The 15,642-nt window shown below is 68.1% G+C and carries 15 protein-coding genes and 1 pseudogene; 12 read left to right on the top strand and 4 right to left on the bottom strand.

Annotated features, from left to right (window positions below; genetic code table 11):
- From ADBZ5N_RS00830 to ADBZ5N_RS00795, 8 genes and pseudogenes are all read left to right on the top strand, one after another.
- The coding region (locus tag ADBZ5N_RS00830; RefSeq protein ID WP_526255582.1) for an aldehyde dehydrogenase family protein at positions 1 to 472 on the top strand (472 nt) is incomplete at its 5' end.
- A 7-nt stretch (positions 473 to 479) separates the two neighbouring features.
- Positions 480 to 1,376: an AAA family ATPase gene (locus tag ADBZ5N_RS00825; RefSeq protein WP_526255581.1), complete on the top strand. Its 897-nt coding sequence runs from the start codon at positions 480 to 482 to the stop codon at positions 1,374 to 1,376.
- Positions 1,377 to 1,391: 15 nt separating this feature from the next.
- A complete protein-coding gene (locus tag ADBZ5N_RS00820; RefSeq protein WP_526255580.1) occupies positions 1,392 to 2,831 on the top strand; it encodes a vWA domain-containing protein in 1,440 nt (479 codons plus the stop codon).
- A gap of 49 nt (positions 2,832 to 2,880) precedes the next feature.
- Positions 2,881 to 3,504: a nicotinate-nucleotide adenylyltransferase gene (nadD, locus tag ADBZ5N_RS00815; protein WP_526255588.1), complete on the top strand. Its 624-nt coding sequence runs from the start codon at positions 2,881 to 2,883 to the stop codon at positions 3,502 to 3,504.
- Positions 3,501 to 3,884 (top strand): ribosome silencing factor, encoded by a 384-nt coding sequence (gene rsfS / locus ADBZ5N_RS00810; RefSeq protein WP_526255579.1) that lies wholly within the window; start codon positions 3,501 to 3,503, stop codon positions 3,882 to 3,884. Before nadD ends, rsfS begins: the two co-directional genes overlap by 4 nt.
- Positions 3,881 to 4,549, top strand: a complete 669-nt coding sequence (gene gpgP / locus ADBZ5N_RS00805) for a glucosyl-3-phosphoglycerate phosphatase (protein WP_526255578.1) — start codon at positions 3,881 to 3,883, stop codon at positions 4,547 to 4,549. Before rsfS ends, gpgP begins: the two co-directional genes overlap by 4 nt.
- A pseudogene (gene octT / locus ADBZ5N_RS00800) lies at positions 4,539 to 5,261 on the top strand (diglucosylglycerate octanoyltransferase); the annotation flags it as partial. The gene gpgP and the pseudogene octT, both read left to right, overlap by 11 nt.
- Before the next feature lie 89 nt (positions 5,262 to 5,350).
- The gene (locus tag ADBZ5N_RS00795) at positions 5,351 to 6,184 is read left to right on the top strand and encodes a DegV family protein (protein WP_526255577.1); all 834 of its coding nucleotides are present in this window, start codon (positions 5,351 to 5,353) and stop codon (positions 6,182 to 6,184) included.
- Here the strand turns inward: ADBZ5N_RS00795 and ADBZ5N_RS00790 are convergent.
- Genes ADBZ5N_RS00790 through ADBZ5N_RS00780 form a run of 3 tightly spaced genes read right to left on the bottom strand, consistent with a single transcriptional unit; the run spans position 6,181 to position 9,584 of the window.
- Positions 6,181 to 7,440 carry a lipase family protein gene (locus ADBZ5N_RS00790; RefSeq protein ID WP_526255576.1) on the bottom strand — a complete coding sequence of 420 codons (1,260 nt, stop codon included), beginning with the start codon at positions 7,438 to 7,440 and terminating at the stop codon, positions 6,181 to 6,183. The two genes, ADBZ5N_RS00795 and ADBZ5N_RS00790, sit on opposite strands and share 4 nt — an antisense overlap.
- A gap of 10 nt (positions 7,441 to 7,450) precedes the next feature.
- A complete protein-coding gene (locus tag ADBZ5N_RS00785) occupies positions 7,451 to 8,521 on the bottom strand; it encodes an NAD(P)H-dependent amine dehydrogenase family protein (RefSeq protein ID WP_526255575.1) in 1,071 nt (356 codons plus the stop codon).
- A 40-nt stretch (positions 8,522 to 8,561) separates the two neighbouring features.
- A complete protein-coding gene (locus ADBZ5N_RS00780) occupies positions 8,562 to 9,584 on the bottom strand; it encodes a helix-turn-helix domain-containing protein (protein ID WP_526255574.1) in 1,023 nt (340 codons plus the stop codon).
- Between the two features lie 72 nt (positions 9,585 to 9,656).
- Here ADBZ5N_RS00780 and ADBZ5N_RS00775 point away from each other — a divergent pair, with 72 nt between their 5' ends.
- From ADBZ5N_RS00775 to holA, 4 genes are all read left to right on the top strand, one after another.
- Complete coding sequence (locus ADBZ5N_RS00775; protein WP_526255573.1) at positions 9,657 to 11,849, top strand: fatty acid desaturase; 2,193 nt, start codon at positions 9,657 to 9,659, stop codon at positions 11,847 to 11,849.
- Positions 11,850 to 11,952: 103 nt separating this feature from the next.
- On the top strand, positions 11,953 to 12,792 hold the full coding sequence (locus tag ADBZ5N_RS00770) for a ComEA family DNA-binding protein (protein ID WP_526255572.1): 840 nt from the start codon (positions 11,953 to 11,955) through the stop codon (positions 12,790 to 12,792).
- 1 nt (position 12,793) lies between these two features.
- Positions 12,794 to 14,317, top strand: coding sequence for a ComEC/Rec2 family competence protein (locus tag ADBZ5N_RS00765; protein ID WP_526255571.1), 1,524 nt, complete (start codon positions 12,794 to 12,796; stop codon positions 14,315 to 14,317).
- A gap of 30 nt (positions 14,318 to 14,347) precedes the next feature.
- Positions 14,348 to 15,295 (top strand): DNA polymerase III subunit delta, encoded by a 948-nt coding sequence (holA, locus tag ADBZ5N_RS00760; RefSeq protein ID WP_526255587.1) that lies wholly within the window; start codon positions 14,348 to 14,350, stop codon positions 15,293 to 15,295.
- Positions 15,296 to 15,314: 19 nt separating this feature from the next.
- Here holA and rpsT read toward each other — a convergent pair whose 3' ends face one another.
- On the bottom strand, positions 15,315 to 15,575 hold the full coding sequence (gene rpsT, locus ADBZ5N_RS00755; protein ID WP_526255570.1) for a 30S ribosomal protein S20: 261 nt from the start codon (positions 15,573 to 15,575) through the stop codon (positions 15,315 to 15,317).
- Positions 15,576 to 15,642 lie beyond the last annotated feature (67 nt).

Here is a 15,642-nt window from a genome sequence, read left to right as displayed (position 1 = left end):
GACCCGCCGGCCCAGCGTCTGCAACACCGCCGAGACCCTGCTGGTCGACCGGGCCATCGCCGGCGCCGCGATGCCGCGTCTGGTGGCCGCACTGGAGCAGGCCGGGGTCACCGTCCACGACAACCCGACCGACGAGGAACTCCGCGCTGAGTTCCTCTCGCTGGACATCGCCGTGGCTGTGGTCGACGGCGTCGACGCCGCCATCGAGCACATCAACACCTACGGCACCGGCCACACCGAGGCCATCGTCACCACCGATCTGGCTGCGGCGCAACGGTTCACCGAACGGGTCGATGCCGCCGCGGTGATGGTCAACGCCTCGACCGCGTTCACCGACGGCGAGCAGTTCGGCTTCGGCGCCGAGATCGGCATCTCCACCCAGAAGTTGCACGCCCGCGGACCGATGGGTCTGCCCGAACTCACCTCCACCAAGTGGATCGTCTACGGCGACGGCCACACCCGGCCCGCCTAGGAGATCTGTGACCGAGTCCCCCGCGCCCCCCGCCCCGTCAGTGCCGCTGTTCGCCGACATCGCCGACGTCACCGCTAAACTGACCGCCACCGGCTACCTACCCGACACCGCGACCGCCACCGCGGTGTTCTTGGCCGATCGCCTCGGCAAGCCGTTGCTCGTCGAGGGTCCGGCCGGGGTGGGCAAGACCGAACTGGCCCGCGCGGTAGCGCAGTGCACCGGGTCCGGCCTGGTCCGGCTGCAGTGCTACGAGGGTGTGGACGAGGCCCGGGCACTCTACGAGTGGAACCACGCCAAACAGATCCTGCGGATCCAGTCGGCGACCGGGGCCGACCACGACTGGGAGCGCACCAAAGACGACGTGTTCAGCGAGGAGTTCCTGCTGTCGCGGCCCCTGCTCACCGCGATCCGCCGCACCGAACCCACCGTGCTGCTCATCGACGAAACCGACAAGGCCGACATCGAGATCGAAGGTCTGCTGCTGGAGGTGCTCTCCGACTTCGCCGTCACCGTCCCCGAACTGGGCACCATCACCGCCACCCGCAAACCGTTCGTGGTGCTGACCTCCAATGCCACCCGGGAACTCTCCGAGGCGCTTAAGCGGCGGTGTCTGTTCCTGCATATCGACTTTCCCGACCCCGACCTGGAACGGCGCATCCTGCTCTCCCGGGTACCCGAACTGCCCGAACGACTGGCCGCCGAACTGGTGCGCATCGTCGGGGTGCTGCGCGGTATGCAACTCAAGAAACTGCCCTCGGTCGCCGAGACCATCGATTGGGGCCGCACCCTGCTGGCGCTGGGCATGGACACCATCGACGACGCCACCATCGCCGCGACCATGGGTGTGGTGCTCAAACACCAGTCCGATCAGCAGCGTGCCGCCGGCGAGCTCCGGCTGAATTGACGGGGCTGAACTGAGATGGCTGTCCGACGCACCCGGCCCCCGCAGCCGCTGGCCCGACACGGTGTTCCCGGCCACCTGGTCGGGTTCATCGAAGCGCTTCGTGCGCAGGGTATCTCGGTGGGTCCGTCGGAGACCGTCGATGCCGGACAGGTGCTCAGCGTCCTGGATCTGACCGACCGGGAGGCCGTCCGTGAAGGCCTGGCCTGCGCGGTGTTGCGGCGCGCGGACCACCGCCAGACCTACGACGCGCTGTTCGACCTGTGGTGGCCCGCCGCCCTCGGTGGTCGCACGCTGCTGGACGGCGAAACCAGCGGCCCCGCAGACGGACTCGACCCGCAAGACATCGAGGCCATGCGCCAGATGCTGCTGGACCTGCTCACCGACAATCCCGATATCGGCGACCTCGACGACCGTTTGGTGGCGATGATCGCCGCGATCGTCGAAGCCCATGGCCGCTACACCTCCAGCCGTGGCCCGTCCTACTCCTCCTATCAGGCTCTCAAAGCGATGGGATTGGACCAACTGGAGGGCCGGTTGCTGGCCGGGCTGCTGGCCCCGCACGGCGACGAGCCGTCACCGACGAGCGAACAGATCGCCAAAGCCCTTGCCGCCCGGAAGATCGCCCAGCTTCGCCGGATGGTCGAGGGGGAAACCAAGCGCCGAACCGCCGAACAACTGGGCCGCGAACACGTCCAGATGTACGGCATCCCGCAACTGGCCGAGAACGTCGAATTCCTGCGGGCCTCCGGAGACCAGTTGCGGCAGATGCGACGCGTGGTCGCGCCACTGGCCCGCATGCTGGCCACCCGACTGGCCGCCAAGCGCCGCCGCAATCGGGCCGGGTCGATCGACCTGCGCAAGACGCTGCGTAAGTCGATGTCCACCGGCGGCGTGCCGATCGACGTCGTGCTGCGCAAACCCCGCCCGGCCCGACCGGAACTGGTGGTGCTCTGCGACGTTTCCGGATCGGTGGCCGGGTTCAGCCACTTCACCCTGCTGCTGGTGCATGCACTGCGTCAGCAGTTCTCCAGGGTCCGGGTGTTCGCGTTCATCGACACCACCGATGAGGTCACCCACCTGTTCGGCCCGGACGCCGACCTCGCGGTGGCCATCCAGCGCATCACCCGGGAGGCCGGGGTATACACCCGCGACGGGCACTCCGATTACGGCAACGCCTTCGTCTCCTTCACCGAGAACTTCCCCGGGGTGCTCTCGCCGCGCTCCTCGCTGCTGGTACTCGGAGACGGCCGCACCAACTATCGCCACCCCGCCGCCGACGTGTTGGCCCACATGGTCACCGCCAGCCGGCACGCACATTGGCTCAACCCCGAGCCCCGGCACCTGTGGGGCAGCGGTGATTCGGCGGTGCCGCGCTACGAAGACGTCATCACCATGCACGAGTGCCGGTCGGCCAAGCAGCTGGCCGCGGTGATCGATCAGTTGCTGCCGGTATAGGTAACAGGTACAGCCCGTAAGCTCATCACTCGTGGCTTCTCGGCGCAAGATCGGCGTGATGGGCGGGACGTTCGACCCCATCCACCACGGCCATCTCGTCGCCGCCAGCGAAGTCGCCGACCTCTTTGCACTCGACGAGGTGGTGTTCGTGCCCACCGGCCAGCCGTGGCAGAAGGACCGCGATGTCACCGCCGCCGAGGACCGCTACCTGATGACCGTCATCGCCACCGCGTCCAACCCGCGCTTCTCGGTCAGCCGGGTCGACATCGACCGCGGTGGCCCGACCTACACCAGCGACACCCTGCGCGATCTGAGCGCCGTGCATCCCGACGCCGACCTGTATTTCATCACCGGCGCCGACGCGCTGGCCACCATCTTGACCTGGCAGGGCTGGGAGGAGTTATTCGGGCTGGCCAGGTTCATCGCCGTCAGCCGCCCGGGTTACGAACTCACCGATTCCCACATCGCCGAGGCCCTGGACCGACGTCCGCATGACGCCTTGGCGCTCGTCGAGGTGCCGGCGCTGGCGATCTCGTCCACCGACTGCCGGTCGCGGGCCGCCGGCGGCCGGCCGATCTGGTACCTGGTGCCCGACGGGGTGGTGCAATACGTGGCCAAGCGCAATTTGTATCGGTCCGGCGCGATCGCCGCACCGGGGGGAGCAGCCTCATGACCGCCTCGGCTGAAGCCGTCCAGATGGCCACGGTGGCGGCGCGCGCCGCGGCCACCAAGCTCGCCCAGGATGTCGTCGTGATCGACGTGTCCGGCCAACTGGTGATCACCGACTGCTTCGTGATCGCCTCGGCCTCCAACGAACGACAGGTCAACGCCATCGTCGACGAGGTCGAGGAGAAGATGCGCCAGGCCGGGTACAAGCCGGCCCGCCGAGAGGGCACCCGGGAGGGTCGTTGGGTGCTGCTGGACTACGTCGACATCGTGGTTCACATTCAGCACACCGACGAACGCAACTACTACGCCCTGGATCGGCTGTGGCGGGACTGCCCGTTCCTGACGGTCGATCTGGAGGGAATCGAGCCGGAGGAGGAGTCGTGAGGGTGCGCCGACTCGTCATGCTGCGGCACGGCCAGACCGAATTCAACGCCGGCAGCAGAATGCAGGGCCAACTGGACACCGACCTGACCGACCTCGGGCGCGCCCAGGCAGTGGCCGCCGCCGAGGTGCTGGCCAAGCGACAGCCACTGCTGATCGTGTCCTCCGACCTGCGCCGCGCCTACGACACCGCCCTCAGCCTCGGTGAGCGCAGCGGAATGCCGGTGCGGATCGACACCCGGCTACGTGAAACCCATCTGGGGGACTGGCAGGGCCTGACCCACACAGAGGTCGACGCCCTGGCCCCCGGCGCCCGACAGGCCTGGCGCGATGACGCCAGGTGGGCGCCGCACGGCGGGGAGAGCCGAATCGACGTCGCCGACCGGAGTCTGCCGCTGATCGCCGAACTGGTTGTCGGGGAACCGGAATGGGGAGCTGACGAACCGGACAGGCCGCTGGTGCTGGTCGCCCACGGCGGACTGATCGCTGCGCTGACCGCCGCGCTGCTGGACCTTCCGGTGGACACCTGGCCGGTGCTGGGCGGAATGGGCAACGCCAGTTGGGCGCAACTGTCCGGGCACGGTGCAGTCGATGCGCCGGTCTCCGAGTTGCGCTGGCGGCTGGATGTCTGGAACGCGTCGGCTCAGGTCGCCAACGATGTCCTCTGAGGCACGCCGAACGCTTCTGGTCTTCTGCGACTCACTGTCGTATTACGGCCCGCAGGGCGGCCTGCCCGCCGACGATCCGCGGATCTGGCCGAATATCGTTGCCAAACAATTTGATTGGGACTGTGAACTCATTGGGCGTATCGGCTGGACCTGCCGCGACGTCTGGTGGGCGGCCACCCAGGATCCGCGCGCGTGGGCGGCGCTGCCCAAGGCGGGCGCGGTCGTCTTCGCCACCAGCGGGATGGATTCCCTACCCTCGCCGCTACCCACCGCGGCACGCGAGCTGATCCGCTACGTCCGGCCGCCACTGGTGCGCCGCTGGGTGCGGGACTCCTACGGCTGGCTGCAGCCCCGGCTCTCACCGGTGTCACGCTCGGCGCTGCCGCCGCACCTCACCGTCGAGTATCTGGAATTGACGCGCAGCGCAATCGACTTCAACCGGCCGGGGATACCGATCGTGGCGTCGTTGCCCTCGGTGCACATCGCACCCACCTACGGCCTGGCCCATCACGGTCGGCCCGGAACGGTCGCGGCGATCACCGACTGGGCCGCGCGCAACCGTGTCCCGCTGGTGGATCTGAAAGAGGCGGTGGCCGAACATGTTCTCGGCGGTAGCGGCAACCCGGACGGTATTCACTGGAACTTCGAGGCGCATGAGGCAGTCGCCGAACTGATGCTCAAAGCCCTTACCGAAGCGGGGGCCCTTACCGAAGCGGGGGCCCTTACCGAAGCGGGGGCCCTTACCGAAGCGGGGGCCCTTTCCGAAGCAGGTGTTCCGCAGGACAACGGGGACTGACCCGCATGCCGGTGGTCGTGGTCACGGACTCCTCGGCGAGGCTGCCGGCAGACCTCATCACCGAATGGGGCATCCGAGTTGTGCCGTTGCACGTGCTGCTTGACGGGCAGGACCTGCGTGACGGGGTGGACCCAATGCCGGCCGACCTCTACCAGCGATCACCGGTCAGTACTGCCGGGGCCAGTCCCGCGGAACTGGCCGCCGCCTACCGGGAGGCGCTGGCCGACAGCGGCGGTGCCGGCGTGGTGGCCGTCCACATCGCCGGGGCGCTGTCGAGCACGCTGGGCGCTGCCGAGCACGCGGCCCAGGCGTTCGACGGTGCGGTGCGGGTGGTCGACTCCAAGTCGGCGGGGATGGGAACCGGTTTCGTCGCCCTGGCTGCCGCGCGGGCCGCGCGCGCCGGCGCCGGCCCGGACGAGACCGCGGCGCAGGCCCACTCGGCGGTGTCGCGGGTGCACGCCTTCATCGTGGTGCAGCGCTTGGAGAACCTGCGCCGCAGCGGTCGCATCGGGACGGCCGCATCCTGGCTCGGCACCGCTCTGGCGCTCAAACCGCTGCTGCAGATCGACGACGGCAAACTGGTGCTGGGTCAGCGGGTGCGCACCACCTCCAAAGCGGTGGCCGCCATGGTGGAGCAGGTGTTGGAGGCGGTGGGGGAGCGTCGTGCCGCGCTGGCCGTGCACCACGTCGACAACCCAAGCGGGGCGGCTGATCTGGCGGCGACGCTGACCAGCGCGCTGCCAGCCTGCGGGCCGGTGGTCGTCACCGACCTCGGTCCGGTGCTCGGTGTCCACCTCGGACCCGGGGCCCTCGGCGTGGTGGCGGCGGTTCAGGCCTAACCGCGCAGCTTGTTCAGCCAGGCGCGCGCATCGCCGACGCAACTCTGCGGCAGCGAGAAGTGGTCGTCCGTCGGGTAATCCCGGGTCTCGACGGTCCCTCCGAGTTCCCTGGCCGCCTCGACGTAGGTCGTCTGCCAGGAGACCGGGACCACACTGCCGTTGGCGAAGCTGTCGATGCACACCAGCACCGGCGCGACCGGCTTCTTATTCGCCGCCGAACCCGCGACGATGGCGGCCTTCCAGTCGCCGAAGTTCGGCGGAGTCGGATTGAGCACCGCACCCTTGAGCTTGAACATGCGGAAGATGGTGTCGTTGAGGTGGTGCACCGGCTGGTTGTTCCATGCCGTCTCGAGAATCTCCACACCCAGCGGGGTGAACGCCTGCGACAGTTGAAACTTCGTGGGGTTGGCCGCGTAGATGCCGGCCAGCAGCATGACCAGGTGCGAGTCCGGAGGGGTGGCGGGATCGGTCAGTGCCGCAGTGACCGACGCCGGGTTCTCCAGCGCGATCTTCGCGACGCCCGGTGACATCGGCACGGTGCCGATGAGCGTCAGATCGCCGAAGTCGACCGGGTCCAGTTCGGCCACCGCCGCCGCCGCACCACCACCCTGCGACCATCCCGCGCACCCCAGCGTGGTGCCGGCACCGGCGTCGAGTGTGCGCGCCGCACGCGCCAAGTAGACCGCATCACGGGCATTGGTGATGTTGACGGTGTACTGATGCATACCCGGCGTACCGAGGCCTTGGTAATCGGTGGCGCACACCACCCAGCCGTCGTCGATGAAGCCCTGCAGTCCGGGCACACCGTAGTCGATCTGCCTCGTCGCCTCGGGTGTGAAGTAGGTGATCAGCTCCCGTGCCGGATCCGGCTGAGCCGAGGGGCAGGCGGCGTCGCCGAGACCGGTCGTGCCGTGACACCAGGTGAGTATCGGCCGGTTCTCACCGGTGCCGGCCGGGGCGATCACCAGGCCGCTGGCCTCGTGGGCGACGTCGTTGACGTCGCGGGAGAGGTACCGGATGCGCCAGGCCCGTGCGCCGTTGATCCCGGTGTCGACCGATTCCTGGGACAGCAGGCTTCCGGGCTGCCCTGTCGCGGGTTCGGGGATCATCGGCTTAGACGTCGGCTGGGTTGTCGGCGCCGCGTCGCCCGTCGTCTCGGCCTTCGTCCCGGTGTCCTTGGCGCAGGCGGCGAGCAGTGGAGCGGTGACCGCCACTCCGCCGAGTCCTGCGATGAACCTCCGGCGTTCGATATTCACTCGCCGGAAGTTACCCGAACCGGCCGGTGACCGGCGGCAGGTCCTTCAAGGTCATGATTCCCGGTGGCGCGGCCACCACGGCGGGCACGGCATTGGTGACCGGCATAGCGGTGTAGATCATCCCGAGACCCATGAAGCCGGGTTCGGTCCACTTCTTCGGTGGCAGGCAGTGCAACACGGTGCGCATGTTGGGCACCCCGAACACCTGGATCACATGGCCGTGCTCGAGCGGTTTCGGCGGTATCACGTGGTTGCCCATGATCCAGTTGAAACCGACGCTGACCACGTTGCGGTCACCCACCCAGCCGCGGTGATAGCCCATCACGCCGCCGACGGTGCCTTCCGGGATCGTCATGAATCCCAGATCGGTGTCGCCGGTCGCCGTCGTGAACGTCACGTCGAAGGTCATCCGATCCAGGTCGGCGCCGATCGCGTCGGCCATCATCGCGGCGGACTCGGCGAACACCGCGCTCTCCTCGGCCACGCTCTCGGCAAGTCCGGGTGTTTCCGGGTCACAGGAGAAACCCATCGCGGTCTGGGTGCCGGCCGATTCGTAAGTGGAACAGTCCACCGATTCGGTGATCCGGATCTCGTCGACACGTTCACAGGCGCCGGAGAGGACCATGCCCACCATATTGGTCATTCCGGGATGGGCGCCGCTGCCGAAGATGGTGGAATTGCCACGCGCACAGGCTGTTCGGATGCGGTGAAGGTCCTCGGGTGTCTGCTTGCCGCCGGTGATCCACGCCGCCGAGGAACATACGTTGACTCCGGCCTCCAGCAGTCGCTCGAGTTCGTCGATGCTGGGCCACAGCGGGTTGTAGCAGCAGGCGTCGGGTTGGGTGGCCAATAGTGCATCGATGTCATTGGTCGCGGTGATGCCGGTGGGCGTGTCGGGCCCCAGTGGCCAACCGGCCAGTTCGGCGGCGTCCAGACCGACCTTGTCGGCGCCGTGGGCGTAGACACCCACCAGTTCCATGTCCGGCCGGCTGATGATCGCGTGCAGGGAGCGCCGACCGATGTTGCCGGTGGTCCACTGGATCACCCGCACAGGCCTGTCGTGTGTTGCCGTCATGGGCATCTGTGTACACGATCCGCCGCCGCGGGTGAAGGCTCTGGCGTCATCCGTGCGATCTGGCCCGGAAGTGGCTGGGGGGCATACCGGTCCACCGCGTGAACGCATGGGTGAAGCTGGCGGTTTCGGCGTAGCCCAGGTGGGCGGCGATGGCCTCGATCGGCTCGTCGCCGCTGAGCAGCAGCTCGGCGCGGATTCGCCGGGCCTGGGCGATCAGTTCCCGATACGACGTCCCCTCAGCGGTGAGTTTGCGACGCAAGGTGCGTGGGTCGAGGTGAAGTTCGTCGGCCACATCCTGCATCGACGGAAACCCACTGGTGTGCATGATTCGGCTGCGGACCTGGCCGGCGACGCCGACGCGGGACAGCCGCTGCTCGAGTAGTTGTCGGCACTGACGCTCGGCGATGCGCGCCGTATTCGGATCCGACTGCGGCAGCGGAACATTCAGCAGTCCGGGCCGACCGACGATACGGTTTCGTGGCCGGTTCGGGCGGACGTCGGACGTCAGCGACCACGTCGACGCCAGGCGTTGGGCGCGCTGCTCGTCGAGAGTCGTCTCCAGCCAGTCGGCGGCAAGGGTCACGTTCGCGCCGGCCAGCACGGCCGCCAGCCCGGCCAGATCACGTTCGACGATGAACGGGCGGACATTCGGGGGGATGTCGCGGTCGTCGGCGAGCAGATACTCCCCGTCTTCGTCACTGTGGATGGAGAAACGCACGTGGGATGGCAGTAACGCCTGGTAGGGCAGAATCCGCTCAAGGCCGTCCCGCACGGTGGCACTGGTGAGGAACGCGAAACCCAACACCCCGAGTCTGCCAAGAGTGCTGAATCCACCCACATCCACACCGAGGCCCGGCCTATCGCCGAGGTGGTTGGAGATATTGCGGACGACCGTGAATTCCTGGTGGGCCCAGATTTCATGGTCTTCGTCCGCCAGGTCGGATTCGTCCAGGCCGGTTCCGGTAAGACACTGCGCGACGGGCATCGAGTCGGCGACCGCCTGCGTCATGATCCGCACGCCCTCGGTTCCGCGGGGCACCGCCCACACCGGGGTGTCGAACCGACTCACTGTCCGAAAATATCAAAAATGTGCCCGGTGGGGACATTAACCTGGCCTTCTTCGGCCCCTACTGTTCATGTCATGCCGTCCACCGCTGTAGCGCCGCAAGAGACCACGGCCGGCCTGGCCGACGAACTGCAGGCCCTCTACCTGCAGACGCGGTCGAAGATGGGCGAGGCAGACCTGGCGCACATCCGCACGGTCACCGCTTACGGCCAGGCGATCAACGCCCGCCGGCTGGAGTTGCTGCGCGACGGTGGCCCGAAGGCCACCAGCCGCGCGATGGTGCTGGAGATGCTGTACCGGCTGCTGCAGTTCTCCGAGCTGGGCCACAACATCCTGCACGGCAGCTACGACGACCTGCCGGGCAACGGGCAGTACCACTCGGATCGCTACCACTGGGATTTCAACGTCGACCCCACCCAGTGGAAGGTCATGCACCACGAAGGCCACCACCCCAACACCAACATCGTCGGCAAGGACCACGATCTCGGCTACAGCGTTCTGCGTGGCCAGGCGGCCCAGGACTGGTTCGGGCATCATGCGGTGCAACTGGTTCTTTTCGGTGCGGCCTCCCCGTTCTTCACCCAGTTGGCCCCGTTTCTCATCGCCAACATCACCAGACAGGTTGAGGGAAGGCGGTTCTGGTCGCGCGAGACTCTGCGGGCACCGATCCGCATCGCGCTCTCCGACACCAAGCGCCGGCTGGTGACAGAGCCCGCTACGATGGGCACCCGATTCCTGCCGGCCATGCTGGCCAACCACATCGGCGGCGCCGCAGGCTATCTCTGCGTCCTCTTTCTCGTCGCCATTGAGCACCACGCGGGCGAGACCGAGGTCTTCCCCGATCCGGGCCCGGACGAGACGCGCGATGAGTACTACCGGCGCCAGATCCGCGGAACGCGAAACTTTCTGCGCAGTGCAAAACTCGACTCGGCCCTGATGCGGATCCTCGAGGAGGAGGTGCCGTTCGGGAATCGGCCCGACTTCCGGATCTTTTACGGCGGCCTCGACACTCACATCGAGCACCATCTGTTCCCGGATCTGCCGCCGAACAGGCAGCGCGAGGTCTCGCCGCGGGTCAAGGAGATCGTCGCCCGCCGTGGTCTGCCGTATCACGAGACACCGCTCGGTGAGACTGCGTCGTTGATGCTCAAAGCGCTTACCGGGCTGTCGATTCCGGTGGGGGAGCGCGAGGCCTCTCACCCGTTGATGCTATTCAGGCAGCCTGCGGGACTCGCTCGCCGGTTGGTGTCCGGAATGCGTTACCGGACGCTGCCGGAGGCCCCCTATCTGGACAAGACCCGCTGGTACAACGTTGGAGCCCGGGTGGTCGAGACGCGGGTACTCGCCGGCGGACGGGCCCGGTTGATCCGGTTGGAGAAACCGCGTGGCTGGGACGATGTCTGTTGGGATCCGGGGGCTTTCGTCTCACTGAGTGTCGAGGACGGCGACGAGACGCTGATCCGGCAGTACAGCCTGCTGCACGACAGCGAAGGTGCACAGACGTTGGACATCTGCGTCAAGCAGGTGGACGGTGGCCGGGTCTCGGGCCTACTCAACGCAGGCGTGCGCACCGGTGACTACCTCACGCTGCTGAGTCCGCCGATCTCCAACGGCGGCCTGGCCATCCCCACGCCTCCCGCGCGCGCCCTGTTCGTTGCCGGCGGCGTAGGGATCACGCCCATCATCAGCCACCTGCGGATGATCGCCCGCTCCGCGACGCCGAAGGATGCGGTGCTGCTGTATTTCAACCACGACGCCAACTCGATCCTTTTCGGAAGCGAGATCGCCGAACTCGGAAAGGTTTTCGGGATCACCGTGCACGTCTTGACCGGTTGTCGCCCGTCGCGAGAGCTGATCTGCGAGCTGGTTCCCGATGCGGCCGATCGGGATACCTTCGCGTGCGCGCCGGCCGGCATGATCGACTTTCTGCGCGATTGCCTTGCGGATATGGGCCACGCGCCGGATCGATTCCACACCGAGTCCTTCGCCCCGCCGCAGTTGCGTCGGCCTGCCGATGACGACAGCCGCTATGTCGTCACCTTCACCCGTGCCCAACGCTCGATCGAAGTCGACGGCAGCACCACGCTGTTGGAGGCGGCCAACCGGGTGGGCATTCGGGTGCCGACCGGTTGTCGCAGCGGCCTGTGCCGAGCCTGTGTGACACCGAAGCTCGGGGGCATTACCCGGCACGAGGCGCAGGGTCCGGTCATGGAACGGATCACGGTCTGTGACAGCTTCGCGTGTTCGGATATCGAGTTGGATCTCTGAGATCGCCGACTGACCACTCACAGATCCCGATTCATTCACACCTCGGCCGGCCGGACGATTCCCGGGGGTCTGCGCGGTCGGCGCCCGGTCCTACCGTCGCGGCATGAGAACCGATGAGCCGCTGGCCAATCTGCACCGCCGGCTGGGCCTGCGCCCCGAGGTGCCGCAGAACACCGACGAGGAGGCGGAGGAGTCCGAGGCAGCCGTCGAGCCCAGTTGGCTACCCGAGGGCCTGGCGGAGAGCAGCGGCCGTGGTCCCCAGCACTGGCTGACCGCGATTCGCGCTGATCCCGGTCGTGCCGGTGGGATCGCCCTGGCAGTCATCGCAGCGTTGGCGGTGCTGGTCACCGTGTTCACTCTCGCCCGCCAGCGCCCCGCACCTGTCGCGTCGGCCAACCTGCCGCCGGTGGAGATGGTTTCGACGTCCGCCGTCCCGCCCGCCGCCCAGCCCGCCGCCCAGCCTTCGGGCACCGCCGCACCGCAGCCATTGGTGATCAGCGTTGTCGGCCTGGTGCAGCAGCCGGGCTTGGTGACCCTGGCCCCGGATGCCCGAGTCGCCGACGCGGTCTCGGCGGCAGGCGGGCCGCTGCGCGGTGCGGACACCCTGGGCTTGAATCTGGCCCGCCACCTCGTAGACGGCGAGCAGATCGTGGTCGGCATCGCCGCCCCGGCCGGGCAATCGCCGGCACTGGGCAGTTCGGTGGGATCAGCAACCGCACCGCAGATGCCCGCCGCGCCGGCCAAACCCGTTGGTCCGGTCGACCTGAACACCGCGACCGTCGAGCAGTTGGACGCTCTACCCGGCGTGGGACCGGTCACCGCAGCGGCGATTGTGGCCTGGCGGACCGCAAACGGCCGGTTCACCGCCGTCGATCAGTTGGGGGAGGTTGACGGTATCGGTCCGGCGCGACTGGAAAAGTTGCGTCCGCTGGTTCGGGTGTGAGTTGCTGACTCCGGTTCCGCGACTGGATGTGCGGTTGGTACCGGCGGCGCTGGCCGCCTGGGGCGCCACCGCTGCCGGGATCGTCTGGCGTTCGGGCCCGGCGCTGGCACTGCTCGGCGCGGTCATCGGGATCTGCGGGGCACTGGCCGGAAGCCGGTGGCCGAATCGGTTCCCGCTGCTGCGTGCCACCGCCACCGGGGTGCTCGCTGCGGCGGTGGTCGGCGCCGGATTCGCCGTCGCGGCTGGACTGCGCAGCGAGGCGGTACGCCAGCATCCCCTTGCCGCACGCACCGGGACAACGGCCCAGGTGACTCTCACCGCAATGGACAGCCCGCGCCAGACCGGCCCCGGCCGGCTGATCTTCCGCGGCGATTTGAGCCGAGTGGCGGGCGCCGAAATGAGTGGCACGGTGGTGGTTTTCGCGCCTGCCGTCGACTTCGGTCAGCTCACCGCCGGTCAGCCGGTGGGGTTTCGCGCGCGCATCGGCCGACCCACCCGGCGCGATCTGACCGTGGCGGTTCTCACTGCTGTCGGCCGCCCGGAGTTCGGGCATCCCTCCGCGGTGCAGCGTGCGGCGCACGCGGTGCGGGAGCGGTTCGCTGCGGCCTGCCGCGCGACGCTGCCCGCCGACCAGGCGGCCATGCTGCCCGGTTTGGTGCTCGGGGACACCGCAGCCATCCCAGCCGCCACGACCGCGGACTTCCGAACGGCCGGTCTGACGCATCTCACAGCTGTGTCCGGCGCCAACGTCACCATCGTCTGCGGGGCGGTACTGCTCAGCTCGCGGTTGGTCGGCCCACGGCCCGCGGTGGCCCTGGCGGCGCTGGCCCTGGTGGTGTTCGTGGTGGTGGTGCAACCGACGGCGAGCGTGCTGCGAGCGGCGGTAATGGGCGCGATTTCGCTACTCGCGGTGGTGTCCGGTAGACGTCGCCAAGCCGTCCCGGTGCTGGCAGCCACCGTCCTGGCTCTGATGGTCACCGCACCGCACCTGGCCGTCGACCTCGGCTTTGCGCTGTCGGTTTCGGCGACCGCAGCACTTGTGGTGCTGGCCCCGGTCTGGTCCGAGCGGCTGGTGCACCGGGGCTGGCCCAGGCCTGCGGCGGCTGCGGTGTGCGTCGCAGTGGCGGCGCAACTGGTCACCGCACCGCTGGTCGCGGCGATCTCCGGACGATTCAGTGTGGTGTCGGTGCTGGCGAATCTGGCTGTGGCGCTGGTGATTCCACCGATCACCGTGCTGGGGACGGCCGCGGCGGCTCTGGTGCCACTGTGGCCGTCTGCCGCTGAACTGCTGATCCGCTTCACCGGGCCCGAAGTGTGGTGGCTGCTGCGGGTCGCCCGCGCCGCGGCAGCGCTGCCCGGTGCGGCGGTGGCTGTGCCCAGCGGGTGGGCCGGACTGGTGACGGTGGGGCTGGTCGGTATGGCCGCGGTCGTGCTGTGGCGATTTCGGTGGTTTCGGCTGGCGACGGCGGGGACGGTGCTGTGGCTGGCCGCATGGTCGGTATCCGGCGCCGTCGGCGGTTCGTGACACCATCGGGGAGTGAGCGCGACCGCGGGACTGCATCTGGTGCTCGGCGATGAAGATCTCCTCGTCGAGCGTGCGGTCGGCGACATTGTGCGGGCGGCCCGGGTGGCGGCGGGCACCGACGACGTCCCGGTGAACCGGTTGCGGGCCGGTGATGTGTCGACCCACGAACTGGCCGAGTTGCTCAGCCCGTCGCTGTTCGCCGACGAACGGGTGGTTGTTCTGGAGGCCGCCGCCGAGGCCGGTAAAGATGCCGCAGCGCTGATCGCCGCCGCGGCGGGTGACCTGCCGCCAGGAACGGTTCTGGTGGTCGTGCATTCCGGCGGCGGGCGGGCCAAGGCGCTGGCCGCTCAGTTGCGTGATCTGGGAGCTCACCCCCATCAAGCGGCCAAGATCGTCAAAGCCGCCGAGCGGACCGACTTCGTGCGGGCCGAATTCCGCAGTCTGAAGGTCAGAGCCGATGAGGACACCGTTGCCGCCTTGCTGGAGGCCGTCGGCTCCGATATCCGGGAACTGGCCTCGGCATGCTCACAACTGGTGGCCGATACCGGCGGCCGGGTGGACGCCGCCGCGGTGCGTCGCTACCACAGCGGAAAAGCCGAGGTGACGGGCTTCGAGATCGCCGACAAAGCGGTCGCCGGCGACGTCGCCGGTTCCGCGGAGGCGCTGCGCTGGGCGATGTCGCGCGGCGTGCCGCACGTGCTGCTGGCCGACGCACTGGCGGAGGCGGTCCATGCGATTGCGCGGATCGGGCCGCTGTCGGGGGACCCCTACCGGATGGCGGGCGAACTGGGTATGCCGCCGTGGCGGGTGCAGAAGGCGCAAAAACAGTCCAGGCGGTGGTCACGGGACAGAATCGCGACCGCCATCCAGTTGGTGGCCGCCCTCAACGGCGACGTCAAAGGAGCCGCAGCCGATCCCGACTATGTACTGGAAGCCACCGTGCGCAAAGTGGCCGAACTGGCCGCCGGCCGGGGATAGCTCAGAGCTTGTCGACAGCTCAGAGCTTGTTGTAGGCCTGGGCCAGCGCCGACTTCTTGTTGGCGGCCTGGTTCTTGTGGATGACGCCCTTGGTGACGGCCTTGTCCAGCTTGCGACTGGTGGCGGCCAGCAGTTCGCCGGCCTTGTCCTTATCGCCTCCAGCGGCGGCGGTGCGGAATGCGCGGATGGCCGTGTGCAGGGACGACTTCACCGACTTGTTGCGCATCCGACGGCGCTCGTTGGTGAGAATGCGCTTCTTCTGCGACTTGATGTTGGCCACGCGTTAGTTCCTCTGTCTTAAAGATACGGTTTCTCAAGCTCGTGCAGTCAACGCCGGGACTGTTGCC

It is taken from the genome of Mycobacterium sp. (assembly GCF_044370595.1).
In the GTDB taxonomy this organism is placed as follows: Bacteria; Actinomycetota; Actinomycetes; order Mycobacteriales; family Mycobacteriaceae; genus Mycobacterium.
This window is presented reverse-complemented; position numbering and strand designations above follow the sequence as displayed.